Source organism: Zhihengliuella flava (assembly GCF_015751895.1).
GTDB lineage: Bacteria > Actinomycetota > Actinomycetes > Actinomycetales > Micrococcaceae > Zhihengliuella > Zhihengliuella flava.
In genome coordinates this window covers 1,363,615-1,379,268 of record NZ_JADOTZ010000001.1, presented here as the reverse complement: position 1 = coordinate 1,379,268, position 15,654 = coordinate 1,363,615, and the positions used below count along the sequence as shown (strand labels likewise).

Genomic DNA, 15,654 nt, shown 5'->3' with positions numbered 1-15,654 from the left:
GGTTGAGCGCTCAGTTCGCGCTCAGCCGCCGTCGTTAGTGTCGTGAGTCGAACTGCAGTCTGTGGAAGGTAGAGAGCATGCCCAAGATGAAGAAGGCCCTCGCGGCGATCGCGCTCGCCGGATCGGTGTCCCTCGTGGCCGCCTGTGGCGGCGAGGCAGATCAGGGCGCGGCGTCGTCGAGCTCCGCGGCCGAGAGCCAAGGGCAGCAGGCAGCCGCACCGTCGGCGGATCTCAGCGGGATCCCGGACGTCGTGGCCACCGTCAACGGTGAGGAAATCACCAAGGACGAGTTCACCCAGGTGTACGAGATCCAGTTCCAGCAGGCCGCCATGCAGTCCCAGATGTCCGGCCAAGACCCGGACCAGGACCAGCTGAAGAAGGACGTGGCCGAGTCGCTGGTGGGAACGGAGCTGCTGGTGCAGCGGGCCGCCGAACTGGACCTCGTGGCCACACAGGAGCAGATTGACGAAGCGCTCACGGCCGCGGCGGAGTCCAATCAGATGGGCGAGGATGAGTTCCTGAAGGCCCTCGAGGAGCAGGGCACGGACCGCGAGTCGGTGGATGCTCAGCTCAAGCAGCAGGTGGAGGTGGAAGCCGTGATCGAGCAGGAAGTCGGCGAGATCAGCGCCTCCGACGAGGAACTGCAGGAGGCGTACGAACAGCAGAAGGCCATGCAGGAGCAGATGACCGAGCAGTCGGGCGAGTCCGCCGCAGCCGTGCCCGAGTTCGAGGAGGTCAAGGACCAGCTCGAGCAGCAGGTAGTCCAGCAGAAGGAGAACGAGGCCACGCAGCAGCTCGTTGACCAGCTGCGCTCCGACGGCGAGGTCGAGGTCAAGCTCTAGCCGCGGCAGCCCCGGCGGTCACCGAAGAGGTGAGAAACTGGGCGGGTGGAAGCACGTGAACCCAGCCAGCCCGCCGAGTTGATGCAGCAGATTGTCCTGCTGGTGGACAAGGAGTCCCCGGCCCTTGAGGCCGAGGGGCTCGCCGCCGTCGCGCTGGCGAGCGTCAACGCCTACCTCGCCGCACCGGATTTGCCGGAATGGCGGGCGTGGGCCGCCGGGCACTTCGGCAAGTCGGTCCGCCGGGCCGACGCGCGGACCTACCCCAAGATCCTCGCCGCTTTCGCCGACGAGCTCGGCGGCGTGGAGGGCGAGTGCGGGAAGGGGCGCGCGGTGGCCTTCGCCCCGCTGCCCCAGGGTACCGCCCCCAAGAAGCTCGCCAAGCTGCAGGTTTCCGGCACGGCCCTGCCTCGGACGCCGGCCGAGCGCGCCGAATGGCTGGCCGCGCGGGGCCCCGGCGAGGCCGAGCTGGAGGCGGCCGAAGCTCAGCCCGATGCCCAGCGGGGCGACGCCGATGGCGAGGTGCCGGGTGACGCCGTCGTCCTGATCGTCAACGACGATCTAGGGATGTCCACGGGCAAGGCCGCGGCCCAATCGGCCCACGCGCTGTTCGCGTGGCTCCTCCGGGCGATCCCCAAGGACATCGAACGCGTCGATGCGTGGCTCGCCGCCGAGCAGCCCACCTACGTCCGGTTCGCGGCGGCCGACGAGTTCACGCGGTTGTCCCGCCAGGCCACCGGACCGCTGATCCGGGACGCCGGCCGCACGGAAATCACCCCCGGCTCCACCACGGCCTTCGTCCTCTAGGCCGAGCTGGACGGCAGGCGACGAGCGACGGGTCACTTTCCGCCTCATTTGCTTGAAGCTTCAACTAAATGAGGCTATGTTGGGGTCATGAACAACAATTCTTCTCCGGACGCTACAGCCGCTGCGCCGTCGGATCAGGCCCCGCCCGTGCTGTTTCTGTCCCACGGCGCCCCGCCGCTGGCCGACGACGCGCAGTGGACGGGGGAGCTCGCGGACTGGTCCTCCCGCCTCGCGAAGCCGCGGGACATTCTGATGATCTCGGCGCACTGGGAGAACGCGCCGGTGACACTGAGCGCCACGCGGACCCAGCAGGAGCTGTACTACGACTTCTGGGGCTTTCCAGAGCACTACTACGACGTCCGCTACGAGGCCCCCCTGGCGCCGGACTTGGCGGATGAGGTGGAGCGGCTGGCCACCCAGCACGGCCACCACGTGGCTCGCGAGGAGCGAGGCCTCGATCACGGTGCCTACGTGCCGCTCAAAGAAATGTTCCCGGACGCGGACATTCCCGTGCTGCAGATGTCCATGCCGACGCTGGACCCGGAGGGGCTGTTCCGGCTGGGGCAGTCGCTGGCACCGCTGCGGGATCGCGGCACCCTCATCGTCGGTTCCGGATTCACCACGCACAACCTGCGGTGGTTCAATCCCGCTGCCGGCCCGAGTCAGGCGCCGCCGGCCGCGTCGGCGGAATTCGACGCGTGGGCGGCGGAGGCCATGGCCAGCGGGGACGTCGACGCCATCCTCGACTTCATGAACAAGGCCCCCGCAGCCGCCGAGGCGCACCCCAGAACAGAGCACTGGGCGCCGCTCTACATTGCCCTCGGCGCCGCGGCTGAGGCCTCGGGGATCAACACCACCAGCGAAATCGACGGCTTCTGGTTCGGCATGTCCAAACGCAGCTGGACGCTCACCGCGCCGTAGGGAATGATCCGGCGCATCGCTCGCGGGGTCCCTGAGAACACGGCCGTCGCGCCGGGGGTGACCGTGGCGGCAGCGGGTTGCTGGCCGCGGCGACGTCGTCCGGCTCCTGTTCGGGTGCCGGTAACCGATAGCCTGAACGGGCGGGGAGTGCGCTTCCTGATTCGAGACGACCACTGCGAGCGAAAGAAGGAATGACCGTGAGCGAGCCCATCATCGTCGGCAAGGTGGAGGACATCCCGGAGGGCGAGGCCGAGGTCGTTGACTCGGAGGACGCCGGGACCGAGGACGACATCGCCGTGTTCCACGCCGAAGACGGAAATTTCTACGCGCTCGACGACACGTGCACGCATGAGACGGCGCCACTGTCCGACGGCTGGATCGAGGGCACCGAAGTCGAGTGCCCCGTCCATTCGGCGAAGTTCTGCCTCAAGTCGGGCGAGGCCCTGTGCCTGCCCGCCACCGTGGCCGCCCGCACCCACAAAGTGGAAGTGGTCGACGGCGAAGTCCTGCTCTACCCCGCGGCCGGCTGAGCCCGCCGCGCAGCAGCGAGGAGAACAGCATGAGCCTGACGTCCGTCACGATCGTCGGCGGCGGTCTGTCCGGGTTCACGGTCGCCCAGGAGCTGCGCGCCCGGGGCTTCGAAGGGTCCGTGAGCATCGTCGACACGGACGGCTTACCCTACGATCGCCCGCCCTTAAGCAAGCGCTACCTGCTCGGCGAGGCCTCCGCCGAGGACCTTCGCTTCGCCGCGCCCGCGTGGTTCGCCGAGCACCAGGTCGACGTCGTCACGGCCAGCGCCGCGAGGATCCAGCCGGACGCCGGCACCGTGGTGCTCTCCGACGGCCGGCATCTCTCCGCTGACGCCGTGGTGCTGGCAACCGGCGGTGCGGCCCGGCGCCTCCCGATCCCCGGCGGAGATCTGGAATCGGTCTGGCAGCTGCGCACGCGGCAGGACGCGGACCGCCTCCGCGCCGCCCTGCACCAACGCGAGGGGGCCCGCCTCGCCATCATCGGCGCGGGCCTCATCGGCGCCGAAGTGGCTTCCTCCGCGCTCGCGCTGGGGGCTCAGGTGAGCCTGATCGATCCGATCGAGACCCCGCTGGCCCCCGCCGTCGGCCCCGACCTCGCCCGCCGCCTCCACGCCATGCACGCCGAACGCGGCGTCACCACCCTCACCGGCGTGCCCACCGCCATCACGGCCCACGCGGCCGGGCACCGCATCGACCTGGGCGAGGCGGGCAGTCTCGACGCCGACGTCGTCCTCGTGGGCATCGGGATCGTCCCGCGGACCGAACTCGCCGAGGCCGCCGGGCTCGACGTCGACGACGGCGTCCTGGTGAATGCCGCGCAGCGCACCAGTCACCCGCGGGTCTACGCGGTGGGCGACGTCGCCCGCACCCGCACGGCGGACGGCCGCCTGCTGCGCCGCGCGGAGCACTGGGAGCACGCCATGCACGCCGGAACCACCGCGGCCGCGGCACTGCTTGGGCAGGAGCCGCCGCGGCACGGGGCCAGCTGGTTCTGGTCCGACCGCTACGGGGTTCACCTCGAGGCCGTGGGGGACCTGTCCGGTCCCGGCTCAACCGTGTTGCGGCGCGACGCCGACGGCGCGGTGGCGGCCGCGTTCCGGTTGGCCCCGGACGGCGGCATGGCGGGCGCGGCGGCGATCGACGGCGGCCTCACGATTCGCGCCGCACGCCGCATCATCGACCGTGGGATCCCCGTGGACCCGGATCTCCTGGCGGACCCCGAGGTACCCGTCAAAAGGCTGGCCCGCTAGGCGGCGCCGCGGCGATCCCTACGCGCTGACGGCGCCGCCGGTCTCCGTGGGCGCCGGCCGCGCGTCGATGATGGCGAGCGTGCACCGGGAGACGCAGATCAGCTTCCCCTCCGCATTCGTGATGCGAATATCCCACACCTGGCTGCGGCGCCCCCGCGCCAGCGGCGTCGCCACCCCATAGACCTCCTCGCCCGCCGGAGCCGGCCGCACGTGGTTGGCGTTGATTTCCTGCCCCACCACGTGGAACTGTTCCCGGTCCACGGTGAGGTAGCCGCCCCAGGAGGCCAAGGACTCGGCGAAGGCCACGGACGCCCCGCCGTGCAGCACGCCCGCCGGCTGGGTGGTCCGCCGATCCACTGGCATGCGCCCGCTGATCGCGGTGTCCGTCAGCTCCAGAATCTCGATGCCCAGCTGTTCGTTGAGCGTGCCCGCGTGCATCCGGTTCAGCTCGGCGGGGGTGGGCGGGTCATGCCAGATACTCACGGGTGCCTCCGGGGGAGTCGTTGGTGGTGGACACGGCGCGCGGTGGCGGCCAAGCGCCCTGGGGCGCCCGTCGCGCGCTGAGGGCGAGCCTACCGGAGGCCTTCGCCGCCCGGGTAGAGCATTGAGGCCAGCCCGTGCTGGTCTGCGGTGCCGAGGTGCGGCACAGTGGGGCTATGGAACGACGACGCGCCGCCCTGACCGCCACCGCCCTGCTCGCGGCGGGAAGTCTCACGGGCTGCGCCGGTGAGCCGGCCTGGTTCACCGCCTCGGTGTTGCGGGACGCCGGCGTGGAGCTGGTGCTCCTGGAGTCCACGGGCGCGCAGAATGTCGGTTTCACGGACATGGCCCGCTACGGGACCTTGCTCTATGACGGGCGGTGCTGGCGGCTTCGTGCCGACGACGGCGCCGAGCCCGCCGGCGTGTACGCCGTCGGGTGGGCGGACTCGACCCTCGGCGTGTCCGCGGACCCGGCCACCCTCACGCCCCGGCCGGACCTCGACGTGGATCCCGTGGCAGCGGGGGACTACGTCCTCTACGGGGGCGGGCAGATCCCCGTGGAGCGAGTCGACGGATACCCCGAGGAGTGTCAGCAGGGAACGGACGGGATCGTCATGATCAACGACGCGCGGATCCCGCCCGCCTAGACGCCGCGGCGGGACCAGCGGCTACGCCCGGGCGGTCAGGACCGCGAAGATGCCGAGCAGGCCGAGGAGGCCGACGGCCGCCGTCGTGCTCGCCACCGCGGCGACGTCGGCGCGGAGCGCCTCCTGACGCACCCCGCCGGACTGCCGGTGGTAACGGTGCCGCTGCGTCAGGTAGATCCAGAGGGCGACGACGGCGCTGCCGCCCGCGAGGGCGACCATCCACCCGCCGTAGTGCGGCAGCCAGCGCAGGAAGACGGCGCCGACGACGGCGATGGAGAGCATGGTGCGGCCCCAGGCCAGCGCGGTGCGTTCCGGCTGCAGGCCCGGGTCTCCGTGGTAGGCGGGTTCGCGGCGAGGCGTCCGGGCCACGGCTATTCCATGGCCAGGATGACGAGGACGAAAACGGTGGCGCAGGAGGCCCCGAGCCCCAGCAGCGGGACGATCAGCGGCAAGGGGAGCGGGCGTCGCTGACGCATCCGTTGTTCCACGCGCAGCCACCGGAAGCCGGCGCCCACGGCAATGAGCAGGCCGATCGAGATGATGAACGCGGCCAGCCCGCGGCGGAGGGTGTCCGCAAACAGGTCCGCGGCGAAGGCCTCCAGCGCCACGCCGCCCGCGAGGAAGGCGAGGGACGTGCGGATCCAGGCCAGGAAGGTGCGCTCGTTCGCCAGGGTGAACCGGGGGTCCGGCTCGGTGCCGCCGGGCAGGAGCCGCCGGGCGAGCCAGCCGCGCTCGTTCTCGTCGGAGTCCATGCGGTCCTTCCCGTGGCGGTTGGCGGTACGCCCCCATTAAAGCGCACCGCCGGCGCCGCCCGCTGGTGCGGGGGCGCCGGCGACTTGATGCTCAGCGCTTAGCTGGCCTGCTCCGCGAGGTAGGCATCGAGGCGCTCCAGGAACGCCGCCATCTCACCACGCGTGGTGGACTTGCTGGCCCGGAACGTCTCATCACCGAAACCACCGGTGATGCCCGTGGACTCCAGCCACGTAATCGGCCCATAGAACGCACCGCCGGCAGCGACATCCGCAAACGGCGACTCGGCCGGGGCCTGGAAATCCATCCCCACCCCGTACACGTTCTGTGCATAGGACTGCAGGAACGCCGCCATCTGGCCGCGGGTAATCATCTCCTGAGACCCGAACCGGCCATCGGTGTACCCGGAGGTGATCCCGTTCGCCTTGGCCCAACCGACTTCCTCAGCCCAGCTATGCCCGGCCGGAATATCCGTAAAGACGTCCCCGGAACCGGCCTCAAACTCCTCACCCGCATACCGGTACAAGAAGCCCGCCATTTCCAACCGCTTCACATACTGCTGCGGACGGAACGTCCCATCGGTATAACCCGCCGTGACCCCCGAGCCATACAACCACTGAATCGACTCCTCAAACGAGGTCCCCTCCACATCCGTGAACGGGACGTCGACGGGCTCCTCGACCGACGCGACGGCTGCGCGGCCCAGCGGGGCCGGGGCGACGTCGTCGTGCGCGGCGAAGAAGTTCACGGTGGCGTCGATGTCCACCTGACCGGAGTCGGCGACGTCGGTGCCCTCAAGGAACGTGGCGAAGTTGTCCCCGCCGGCGGCGAGGAAGGAGTTGGTCACCACGCGGTAGGTGGCGGCCGGGTCCACTTCCTCGCCGTTGAATTCGAGGTAGGTGATGTGCTCGCCGGTGGCGGCCTCCGGATCGTATTCGTAGGAAAAGCCCTCGGAGATGCCGAGGTGCAGCTTGGCGCGGGAGGAGCCCTCCGGCTGCCACTGCTTCTCGAGCAGGTTCTTCAGGTCCGCACCGGTGAGGTCCATGGTCACCAGCGTGTTAGCAAACGGCTGCACGTCCGCGGCTTCCTTGAACGTGACGACGCCGTCGCCCTCGCCATCGCTGTCCGCGTAGGTGAGGTCGGCGCGAAGGCCGCCCGGGTTCATGAAGGCGATCTCCGCGGGGACTCCGGCATAGGAGTCGTTGGAAGTGGCCCACAGCTGGATGTCCGCGACGAGGTTGCCGAGGGTGGACTCGACGCCGCGGTCGCTGCCCGGCTCGGCGCCACCGCGCAGGATGTCATCGGTGATGGTGCCGAGCGGCTCGGACCCCACGACGTCGGCTTCGGCGACCGCCGCGTCGACGATGTTCTGCACGTCGGGATCCTGCGCGTAGATCGCCTTGCCCTCGTCATCGGTGAGCGTCATGAGGGCCTGGTGGGAGTCGACGATCTGGCCCTCGGCGTCCACCTCGAAGCTCACCTTGGCGAAGGCGGTGCCGTACTGGTGGCCCTGGACCACGGGGCGGCCGTTGAGCTCGCAGGCGTAGCCGAGGTGGGTGTGGCCGGAGAAGATGGCGTCCACGTCCGCGGAGGCATTGTTCACCAAGTTCGCGTAGCCCGAGCCTTCGGAGGCGATCGCGGAACACTCCGTGGTCTCCGAACCGTCGTGGGCCAAGACCACCACGACGTCGGCCTCGCCGTTGTCCGCGTTGCCGTCGGAGAGCTGAGCCGAGACGCGGTTGACGGCCTCGACCTGATTGCCGAAGGTCAGGCCCGCGATGCCATCGGGGGAGACGAGCGTGGAGGTCTTCTCCGTCACGGTGCCGACGAAGCCGACCGTCACGCCGCCCATGTCCCGGAGGGCGTACTCCTTCAGCGCGGGGTTACCTTCTGCGTCGTACACGTTGGCGCCGAGCGCCAAGTCGGCGCCCTCCTCACCGGTGGCATCCGCCCAGCGGGGGATGACGCGGTCCGTCAGGTCCGTCATGCCGCGGTCAAATTCGTGGTTGCCCACCGCGGAGACACTCAGGCCCGCGAGGCCCAGCGCGTCGATGGTGGGGTTGTCCTGCTGGGACATCGACTCGAAGGTGGAGGCGCCGATGTTGTCTCCAGCCGAGACGAAGAGCGAGTTCTCATTCTCGGCCTGCAGGGCCGCGAAGGCGGAGGCCATGGAGGCGACGCCTACGGAGCCGTTGTACAGATCCTCGGAAATGCGGCCGTGAAAATCGTTGATCCCGTAGAGGTCGATCGTGGTGGTGCCCGGCTCCGCGGGCTCCGCAAAGGCGGCCGGAGCAAGCAGCGAGGTGCCGAGGACGGTCACCGCGGCGGCGCACGCTGTGCGGGTGATGGGCGAGCGCGGCGAGCGCGCTCGGGCGGACTGAGACATGGTTTTCCCCCGTCGAATGGTTGAAACGGCAAGCTCTATCCAAGCGCGCCAACATTGCGGGCGGGTTAATGCAACGTGAGCGATTGTACTTGGTGTTGCGAGTGAGCCTAGCCGTTGCCCGCGGCGATGTGAATGGTTTCTTTCAGAAACGGCGGCCCGCTGGCGGGTCGGCGCCCGGCGCGCCGTCCGTGAGTGCGGTCTCGGTGCCGAGTCGCGGGCGATCTCCCGGGTGGGCGGCAAAGTGCTCGAGCGTGCTGAGCAGCTGGTTGGGATCGCACGTGAGGTACTGCACCAGAATGACCATCCGCTCCGGTGGGCCGGCGGCATCGCCCGCGCGGTGACGGACGACGATCCGGCTGGGCCCGCGCTCGCCGAGGGGCTGACGCTGGCCGAGGTAGCGGTGCCGCGGCGGGTCCTCGGCGTCGACGCTCACCACGTCCTTCCAAAACACCTCCTGCGTCGCCTGCTGGCCCACGGTGACGATCCGGCTGCGGGTCAGGTACACGCCCGGTGGCTGGTCCACGGCGAGCTTGAGCATCCGCACCCCCTCCACCAGGACGGAGACGCCGACCGCCAGCAGGAGGACCGCCGCGATGAGCGGGAGGGAATCCGCGGCGCCGTCGAACTCGGTGGCGGTGTCCGCGCCCAAGGCGAGGGCGCAAATGAGCGTAACGACGGCGACGCCCACCGTGAGTCCGGCGGTGGCGGCGGAGGCGCGGGAGGTGGGGAAGCGGGTCGCCGCGCGCGCCCCGGTGGTGGTGTCGACGGCGGCAGGATGGGGTGGGGCGTCCGCGGCACCGCGGCGGTACTCGCGCAGGATGGAGAAGGCCACGCCGAGGCCGAGGGCCGTGAGCGGAACGGCGAGCAGGAATTCGGCGAGGGCGGCGGACCACGCGGCCCCGCCGAGGAGGACTCCGACGAGGACGAACGCGGGCAGCAGGTGATGGGCCAGCTTCCACCCACGGTGGCGCGGCGCCCAGCGTGCCACGGGAGTGCCCGGAGTGCTCATGCGCTTACGGTACCGCGCGCGTGCGGCTGACGAGGGCGCGCCGTGCCTAGTTGCTGATCCGCGCGATGAAGCGGAACCGGTCCCCGCGGAAGAAGCCGCGGGTCCATTCCGCGACGGCTCCCTCCGGGTCGTAGGCCGTGCGCTGGACCTGGAGCAGCGGGTGCCCGGTTTCGACGCCGAGGACCTTCGCGTCGTGCGCCCCTGCGAGCGCTGTCTCCACCTGGTCCTCCGCGGCGGCGAGGTGGATCCTGTAGGCATCCCGCAGCGTCGCGTACAACGAGCCCCGGCGGGCTAATTCGCTCTCGAGTCCCGGCATCTCGCCCGGCAGGTGGGCCGTCTCGATCGCCAGCGGCTCGCCCTCCTGGCGCCGCAGCCGCTGCAGCACCGTGACGGTGGTTCCCGGCTCCACCTTCAGGTGCGCGGCGACGTCGTCCGGGGCGGGGAGGCGCTCGAGGTGCAAGATGACGCTGTCCGTCTTATAACCCGTCATGTCCTCACTGAAGGAGGTCATCTGGCGGACGTGGATTTTCTTGGGGGCGGCGACGAAGGTCCCGCGCCCTTGCGTCCGAGCCAGGCGGCCCTCGACGACGAGCTCGGCGATGGCCGTGCGAATGGTGGTGCGTGAGGTGGCGAAGCGCTCGGCCAACTCCCGCTCGGTGGGGATCATGGCGCCGACGGGCAGCTGCGCGATGATCTCGAGGATGCGCAATTTCTGCTCGTAGTACTTCGGAAGACTCATGGTGATCCCTCGGGTGGTGGACGGAGCGCTCTTGACACAGCATATTGGTCTATGCCAATTTATTTCCAGTGCGGATCAACCTGTGTGGCGCGGATCGAGCCGCGCACCAAGGTCAACCTGACGGCGCCCTGACGGGACCGCCCCCATCGAAAGGATGCTGCCGTGGGCAGAGCCGGTGACACCGGAGAGTCTGGAGCGAGCAGCGCCTTGCCCGCCGAACGCGTGGTCGTCGGGCTCGACGTCGGTGGATCCAAGACTCACGCCATCCTGTCCGTGGACGGCCGCGAGGTGGCGGAGGTCAAGGCCGGCAGCGCCAATCTGGCCTCCGTGGGGGTCGACGCCGCGGACCTGCAGTTGCGCGCCATCTTTAGCGAACTCGCCGGGGCGCACTCGAGCCCCGCGCGCGTCTGCGCCGGGGTCGCCGGGGCGGACACGGAGCAGGCTCGCGCCCGGTTCGCCGCCCTGCTGGCCGCCCACGTTCCCCACGCCCGCATCGACGTCGTCCATGACACCGAGCTGCTGCTGGCCGCGGCCGGGGTGGAGCAAGGCATCGCGCTCATCGCCGGCACCGGGTCCGTGGCCTGGGGTCGACGAGACTCCCCGGCCGGCGCAGGCACGAGCGCGCCCAGCCGCGAAGCGCGGGCCGGAGGCTGGGGGTACCTGCTGGGGGATGAAGGCAGCGGCTACTGGGTGGTCCGTGCCGCCGTGCGCCATGCCCTCGACCTCGTCGATCAGGGCCGGGCACCGGACGCCCTGGCCCAAGCGCTCGCCGCGGCCTGCGGGGTCGGCGGCCCCGAGGAACTCTTGGGCCACTTCTACGTCCGCCAGGAACGGCGCTATTGGGCGCACCACTCGCACCTCGTCTTCGAGCTGGCCGAGTCCGGGGACGCGGCCGCCCATCAGATCGTCACGGACACCGCCGCGGCCCTGACCGAGCTGGTGGCCCGCGTCGCCTCCCGCCTGACGCTGCCCGACGACGCCGCACCTGCCCCGGCGCTGCCGGTGGTCGCCGCCGGCGGCCTCGTGGTGCATCAGCCGTTACTGCAGCGGCTGATCGCCTCCGGGTTGGCCGCCCACGGGTTGCGGGACGTCCGGGTGCTGGAGAACGAGCCGGTGCACGGGGCGGTGCGGCTCGCCCAGCGGCTGGAGATGCCCACCGACCTCGCCGAAGAACGTCGCAAGGAGAACACGTGCAAGTAGTCATCCTGCCCTCGGCCGCCGAGGTGGGGCGTACCGCCGCAGCCAAAATCGCTCAGGTCATCGAGCGCCGCCCGGATGCCGTCCTCGGCTTGGCCACCGGGTCCTCGCCGCTGGCAATCTACGCAGACCTCGCCGAGCGGGTGCGGCAGGGACGGCTGCGCGTGGGCGCGGTGCGCGCCTTCGCCCTCGATGAGTACGTGGGCCTCGCGCCGAGCCATCCGCAGAGCTACCACCACGTCATTCGCCGCACGGTGACCGAGCCGCTCGGGCTCAGCCCGGAACTGGTCCACGTCCCGGATGGCGCCGCCGCGGATCTCGAGGCCGCCGCGGCGGACTACGAGGCGCAGATCCGGGCCGCGTCCGGCGTGGACGTGCAAATCCTCGGGATCGGCGCCAACGGGCACATCGGCTTCAACGAGCCCACGTCGTCGTTCGCCTCCCGGACCCGGATCAAGACGCTGGCCCCGCGCACCCGCGCGGACAACGCCCGCTTTTTCGACGCCGCGGAGGACGTCCCGACCCACTGCCTGACGCAAGGGCTCGGCACCATCCTCGACGCGCGCGAGCTGGTGCTCGTGGCCACGGGTGAGGCCAAGGCGGAGGCGGTGCACGCGATGATCGAGGGGCCGCTGAGCAGCATGTGCCCCGCGTCCGCCCTGCAACTGCACCCCCACGCGCTTGTGGTGTTGGACGAGGCCGCCGCCGCGCGACTGGAACTGGCCGACTACTACCGCTACACCTACGAAAACCTGCCTGCGTGGCAGCGGTTCGCTCCAGGAGAGCACCCGTGAGCGCCACGTGTGTGCGGGCCGCCGCCCGCGTGGTGACCGCTACGGCCGTGCACGAGCCGGGCTGGGTGGAGACGGCGCAGGGGCGCGTTGTCGCCGTCGGCTCCGGGCGGCACCCACGCGTGGACGTCGACTACGGGGAGGCGACGATCGTCCCCGGATTTGTGGACATCCACGTCCACGGCGGCGGCGGGGGCTCCTACATTGACCTGAACCCGGCCTCCATCCGGCAGGCTCGCCAGACCCACCTGCGTCAGGGCACCACCACGACGATGGCCAGCCTGGTGACGCTGCCGATGGACCGGCTGGTGGCCTCCGTGGAGTGCCTCGCCGACCTCGTGGAGGCGTCCGTGGTGCGGGGTATCCACCTCGAGGGCCCGTGGCTGAGCGCCCAGCGCTGTGGGGCGCACGACCCGGAACACCTGTGCGCGCCCACGGCCGACGACGTCGAACGCGTCCTGCGGGCCGGGCGCGGGCACATTCGCCTGGTCACTATCGCCCCTGAGCTGCCAGGCGCGCTGGACGCCATCCGCCAGGTGGTGGCCGCCGGAGCGGTGGCCGCCGTCGGCCACACCGACGCGGACTGGGAGACCACCCGCGCTGCCATCGCGGCAGGCGCTACCGTGGGCACGCACCTCTTCAATGCCATGCCGCCGCTGCACCACCGCGAGCCCGGCGCCGTGGCGGCACTGCTCGAGGATCCGCGCGTGGTGGTTGAGCTGATCGCGGACGGGGTCCACGTGCACCCGAGCCTCATGCGCCACATTCGTGCCATGGCCGGGGACGAGCGCCTGGCCCTCATCACCGATGCGATGGCTGCGGCCCAGCTGGGCGACGGCGATTTCGACTTGGGGTCCATGCGGGTGGAAGTCCGCAACTCGGTGGCGCGGATTGCCTCCGGCGGTTCGATCGCCGGCAGCACCGCCACGATGGACGCGCTCTTCCGCGGCGCGCTGGCCCGGGCGGGCGGACGCGACGCGGACTCTGGGGAGGAGCCCGACGCCGCCGCGTGGCTGGCCGCCGTCCGGCAGACCTCCACCACCCCGGCGCGCGCGGTGGGCTGGGACGACGTCGGGGATCTGGCGCCGGGCCTGCGGGCCGACGCCGTGGTGCTGGACGCGGACCTGCGCGTGGTGGACGTGGTCCTGGCCGGGGCAACCGGGCGCTGACGCGGCCGAAAATCTTGCGCGGAACCGGTGCGATTCACGTCACAACCTGCTAAGTTCAGCGGTACGGGCGAGCCGCCAGACGGCGCTGTCGTGCCGCCGACGTCCTGCCCGGACTGAGGAGGTTTTGACATGTCATCCGCACCTTCCGGGGCCACGTCCCACGCCGCGCCCCGGGCCAAAATTCTCAAGCCGGTCTTTTGGCCGGCCTCGATCGTGATCTTCGCCCTGCTCGGCGGAACGGTGATCTTCAGCCAGGCCGCTGGCGACGCGCTGGAGGAGGCCACCAGCCAGCTCAACACAGCGATTTCCGACGGCGTCGGCTGGTGGTACGTCATCGCCGTCAACATCTTCTTGGCTTTCGCCATCTACTTCGCCGTCTCCAAAATCGGCCGCATCCGCCTCGGGCGGGATGACGAGCAGCCCGAGTTCGGCATGGCGTCATGGTTCATGATGCTCTTTAGCGCTGGCATGGGCATCGGCCTCGTCTTCTTCAGCGTCGCTGAGCCGCTCAGCCACTACATCACGCCCCCGTACGGCATCGAGTCAGAATCTGACGCGGCCATCAACGGGTCCATGGGCGTGGTCATGCTGCACTGGGGCCTGCATCCGTGGGCCATCTACTCCATCGTTGGCTTGGGACTGGCCTACATGACCTTCCGCCGCGGCCGACCGCTGGCCGTCCGGTGGCTCCTCGAGCCGTTGCTCGGGCGTCAGCGCGTCGAGGGGTGGATGGGGCACGCGATCGACACGGTGGCGATCGTAGGCACCCTGTTCGGCGTGGCGACGTCGTTCGGGTTTGGCGTCAGCCAAATCCTCGGCGGCCTCGAATTCCTCGGCTGGGCCGAGACGTCCAATTGGCTGATCATCACGATTGTCGCCGCCATCACGCTGGTGGCCACTTTCTCCGTGGTCTCCGGCGTGCACAAGGGCCTGAAGTGGTTGTCCAACTTCAACATGTCCGTCGCCGCGCTGCTGGCACTGGTGATCTTCCTGCTGGGGCCCACCCTGTTTCTGCTCAAGGCCTTCCCGGAGAATCTAGGCAACTACCTGACCATCCTGCCGGAAACCATGTTCCACTCTGGCCCGTTCTCCACCGACGGGTGGGAGGCAGCGTGGACCATCTTCTACTGGGGCTGGTGGATTAGCTGGGCACCCTTCGTTGGCATGTTTATTGCCCGCATTTCCCGCGGCCGCACCATCCGCGAGTTCATCGTCGGCGTGCTGCTGGCCCCGACCCTGGTCAGCTTGGTCTGGTTCACGATCTTTGGCGACACCGCCATCCTGTTCCAACGGGAAGGCACCGCCAACATGGTGACCGACGGCGCGGTCAGCAGCACCACCGCGCTATTCCAATTCTTCGAATCCTTCCCGCTCACCACGCTCCTGAGCGTGATCGCCATGGTGGTGGTGGTGTTCTTCTTCGTCACCTCCTCGGACTCGGGGTCCCTGGTGATCGACATGCTGGCCAGCGGCGGCAGCACGCACACCTCCACCGGCACGCGCATCTACTGGGCGGTGTTGGAGGGCGCCGCGGCCGCCATCCTGCTGGTCGTCGGGGGCAGCGTGGCGCTGACCGCGCTGCAGACGTTGTCCATATCCACGGCGGCCCCCTTCTCGATCGTGCTGGTGCTCGCCTGCATCTCCTTGACGCGGGCGTTCCGGCACGACGTCGCCTCGATGCCGAACTTCATCGAGGTCACCACGCCGCCTGGCACGGACGCGGCGGAGGTGGCCCCGGCCCTCGGGCGGCGCTTCTTCCGCGGGTTTGGTGGCACCACCACGTCCCTGTCTGGCCTGACCGAAGATCAAGGCGCGGGGCCGAACGACGGGCCGTCAACGCAGGTCATCAGCTACCGGTACGTGGACCCGGAGGTCACCAGCGTGGACCCGGCGACGGGGGCCATCCACATCGTCGGCGAGTCGAAGGACCCGCTGGCCGGAGAGACCTTCGATACGCCGGAGTTCGAGTCCTCGCAGGAATACATCAATCAGGGCGGAGACCCGCCCACGGAGGCGACGGACGAGGAGGCCGAACCGGGCCGGAGCTGACGCCGTCGTGCACTAACAACTGCGGCCTACCCGCGCGATGTTCACGCGCTGGTAGGCCGCAGGTCTCCCACCCGTCGCTTGGTCTTGGCA

General features: G+C 70.0%; 16 protein-coding genes. 10 read left to right on the top strand and 6 right to left on the bottom strand.

Annotated elements, in window-relative coordinates; translation table 11 throughout:
- Nucleotides 1–77: 77 nt before the first annotated feature.
- From IW252_RS06375 to IW252_RS06355, 5 genes are all read left to right on the top strand, one after another.
- A complete protein-coding gene (locus IW252_RS06375; RefSeq protein ID WP_196835794.1) occupies nt 78–842 on the top strand; it encodes a SurA N-terminal domain-containing protein in 765 nt (254 codons plus the stop codon).
- A gap of 45 nt (nt 843–887) precedes the next feature.
- The gene (locus IW252_RS13650; protein WP_196835793.1) at nt 888–1,646 is read left to right on the top strand and encodes a peptidyl-tRNA hydrolase; all 759 of its coding nucleotides are present in this window, start codon (nt 888–890) and stop codon (nt 1,644–1,646) included.
- 87 nt (nt 1,647–1,733) lie between these two features.
- Nucleotides 1,734–2,567, top strand: a complete 834-nt coding sequence (locus tag IW252_RS06365; protein ID WP_196835792.1) for a dioxygenase family protein — start codon at nt 1,734–1,736, stop codon at nt 2,565–2,567.
- A 197-nt stretch (nt 2,568–2,764) separates the two neighbouring features.
- Complete coding sequence (locus IW252_RS06360) at nt 2,765–3,097, top strand: bifunctional 3-phenylpropionate/cinnamic acid dioxygenase ferredoxin subunit (RefSeq protein ID WP_196835791.1); 333 nt, start codon at nt 2,765–2,767, stop codon at nt 3,095–3,097.
- Between the two features lie 29 nt (nt 3,098–3,126).
- Entirely contained in the window at nt 3,127–4,347 is a 1,221-nt protein-coding gene (locus tag IW252_RS06355; protein ID WP_196835790.1) for an NAD(P)/FAD-dependent oxidoreductase, read from the top strand.
- Nucleotides 4,348–4,365: 18 nt separating this feature from the next.
- Here IW252_RS06355 and IW252_RS06350 read toward each other — a convergent pair whose 3' ends face one another.
- Nucleotides 4,366–4,830, bottom strand: coding sequence for a PaaI family thioesterase (locus IW252_RS06350; protein WP_331271464.1), 465 nt, complete (start codon nt 4,828–4,830; stop codon nt 4,366–4,368).
- Between the two features lie 173 nt (nt 4,831–5,003).
- Between IW252_RS06350 and IW252_RS06345 the strand changes: the two genes are divergently transcribed.
- Nucleotides 5,004–5,474, top strand: coding sequence for a hypothetical protein (locus tag IW252_RS06345; RefSeq protein ID WP_196835789.1), 471 nt, complete (start codon nt 5,004–5,006; stop codon nt 5,472–5,474).
- Between the two features lie 21 nt (nt 5,475–5,495).
- Here the strand turns inward: IW252_RS06345 and IW252_RS06340 are convergent, their stop codons facing one another.
- From IW252_RS06340 to IW252_RS06320, 5 genes are all read right to left on the bottom strand, one after another.
- Nucleotides 5,496–5,843, bottom strand: coding sequence for a DUF202 domain-containing protein (locus IW252_RS06340; RefSeq protein ID WP_196835788.1), 348 nt, complete (start codon nt 5,841–5,843; stop codon nt 5,496–5,498).
- Between the two features lie 2 nt (nt 5,844–5,845).
- Complete coding sequence (locus IW252_RS06335) at nt 5,846–6,226, bottom strand: YidH family protein (RefSeq protein ID WP_196835787.1); 381 nt, start codon at nt 6,224–6,226, stop codon at nt 5,846–5,848.
- 98 nt (nt 6,227–6,324) lie between these two features.
- On the bottom strand, nt 6,325–8,610 hold the full coding sequence (locus IW252_RS06330) for a 5'-nucleotidase C-terminal domain-containing protein (RefSeq protein WP_196835786.1): 2,286 nt from the start codon (nt 8,608–8,610) through the stop codon (nt 6,325–6,327).
- A gap of 142 nt (nt 8,611–8,752) precedes the next feature.
- A complete protein-coding gene (locus IW252_RS06325; protein ID WP_196835785.1) occupies nt 8,753–9,619 on the bottom strand; it encodes a hypothetical protein in 867 nt (288 codons plus the stop codon).
- Nucleotides 9,620–9,665: 46 nt separating this feature from the next.
- Complete coding sequence (locus IW252_RS06320; RefSeq protein WP_196835784.1) at nt 9,666–10,358, bottom strand: GntR family transcriptional regulator; 693 nt, start codon at nt 10,356–10,358, stop codon at nt 9,666–9,668.
- Between the two features lie 162 nt (nt 10,359–10,520).
- Here IW252_RS06320 and IW252_RS06315 point away from each other — a divergent pair, with 162 nt between their 5' ends.
- The 4 genes from IW252_RS06315 (at nt 10,521) to IW252_RS06300 (ending at nt 15,564) form a co-directional block, all read left to right on the top strand.
- Nucleotides 10,521–11,558, top strand: a complete 1,038-nt coding sequence (locus IW252_RS06315) for an N-acetylglucosamine kinase (RefSeq protein ID WP_196835783.1) — start codon at nt 10,521–10,523, stop codon at nt 11,556–11,558.
- Entirely contained in the window at nt 11,549–12,349 is an 801-nt protein-coding gene (gene nagB, locus IW252_RS06310) for a glucosamine-6-phosphate deaminase (protein ID WP_196835782.1), read from the top strand. The genes IW252_RS06315 and nagB overlap by 10 nt, the downstream gene beginning before the upstream one ends.
- Complete coding sequence (gene nagA / locus IW252_RS06305; protein WP_196835781.1) at nt 12,346–13,515, top strand: N-acetylglucosamine-6-phosphate deacetylase; 1,170 nt, start codon at nt 12,346–12,348, stop codon at nt 13,513–13,515. Before nagB ends, nagA begins: the two co-directional genes overlap by 4 nt.
- Before the next feature lie 129 nt (nt 13,516–13,644).
- Entirely contained in the window at nt 13,645–15,564 is a 1,920-nt protein-coding gene (locus IW252_RS06300) for a BCCT family transporter (protein WP_196835780.1), read from the top strand.
- Nucleotides 15,565–15,654: the final 90 nt, after the last annotated feature.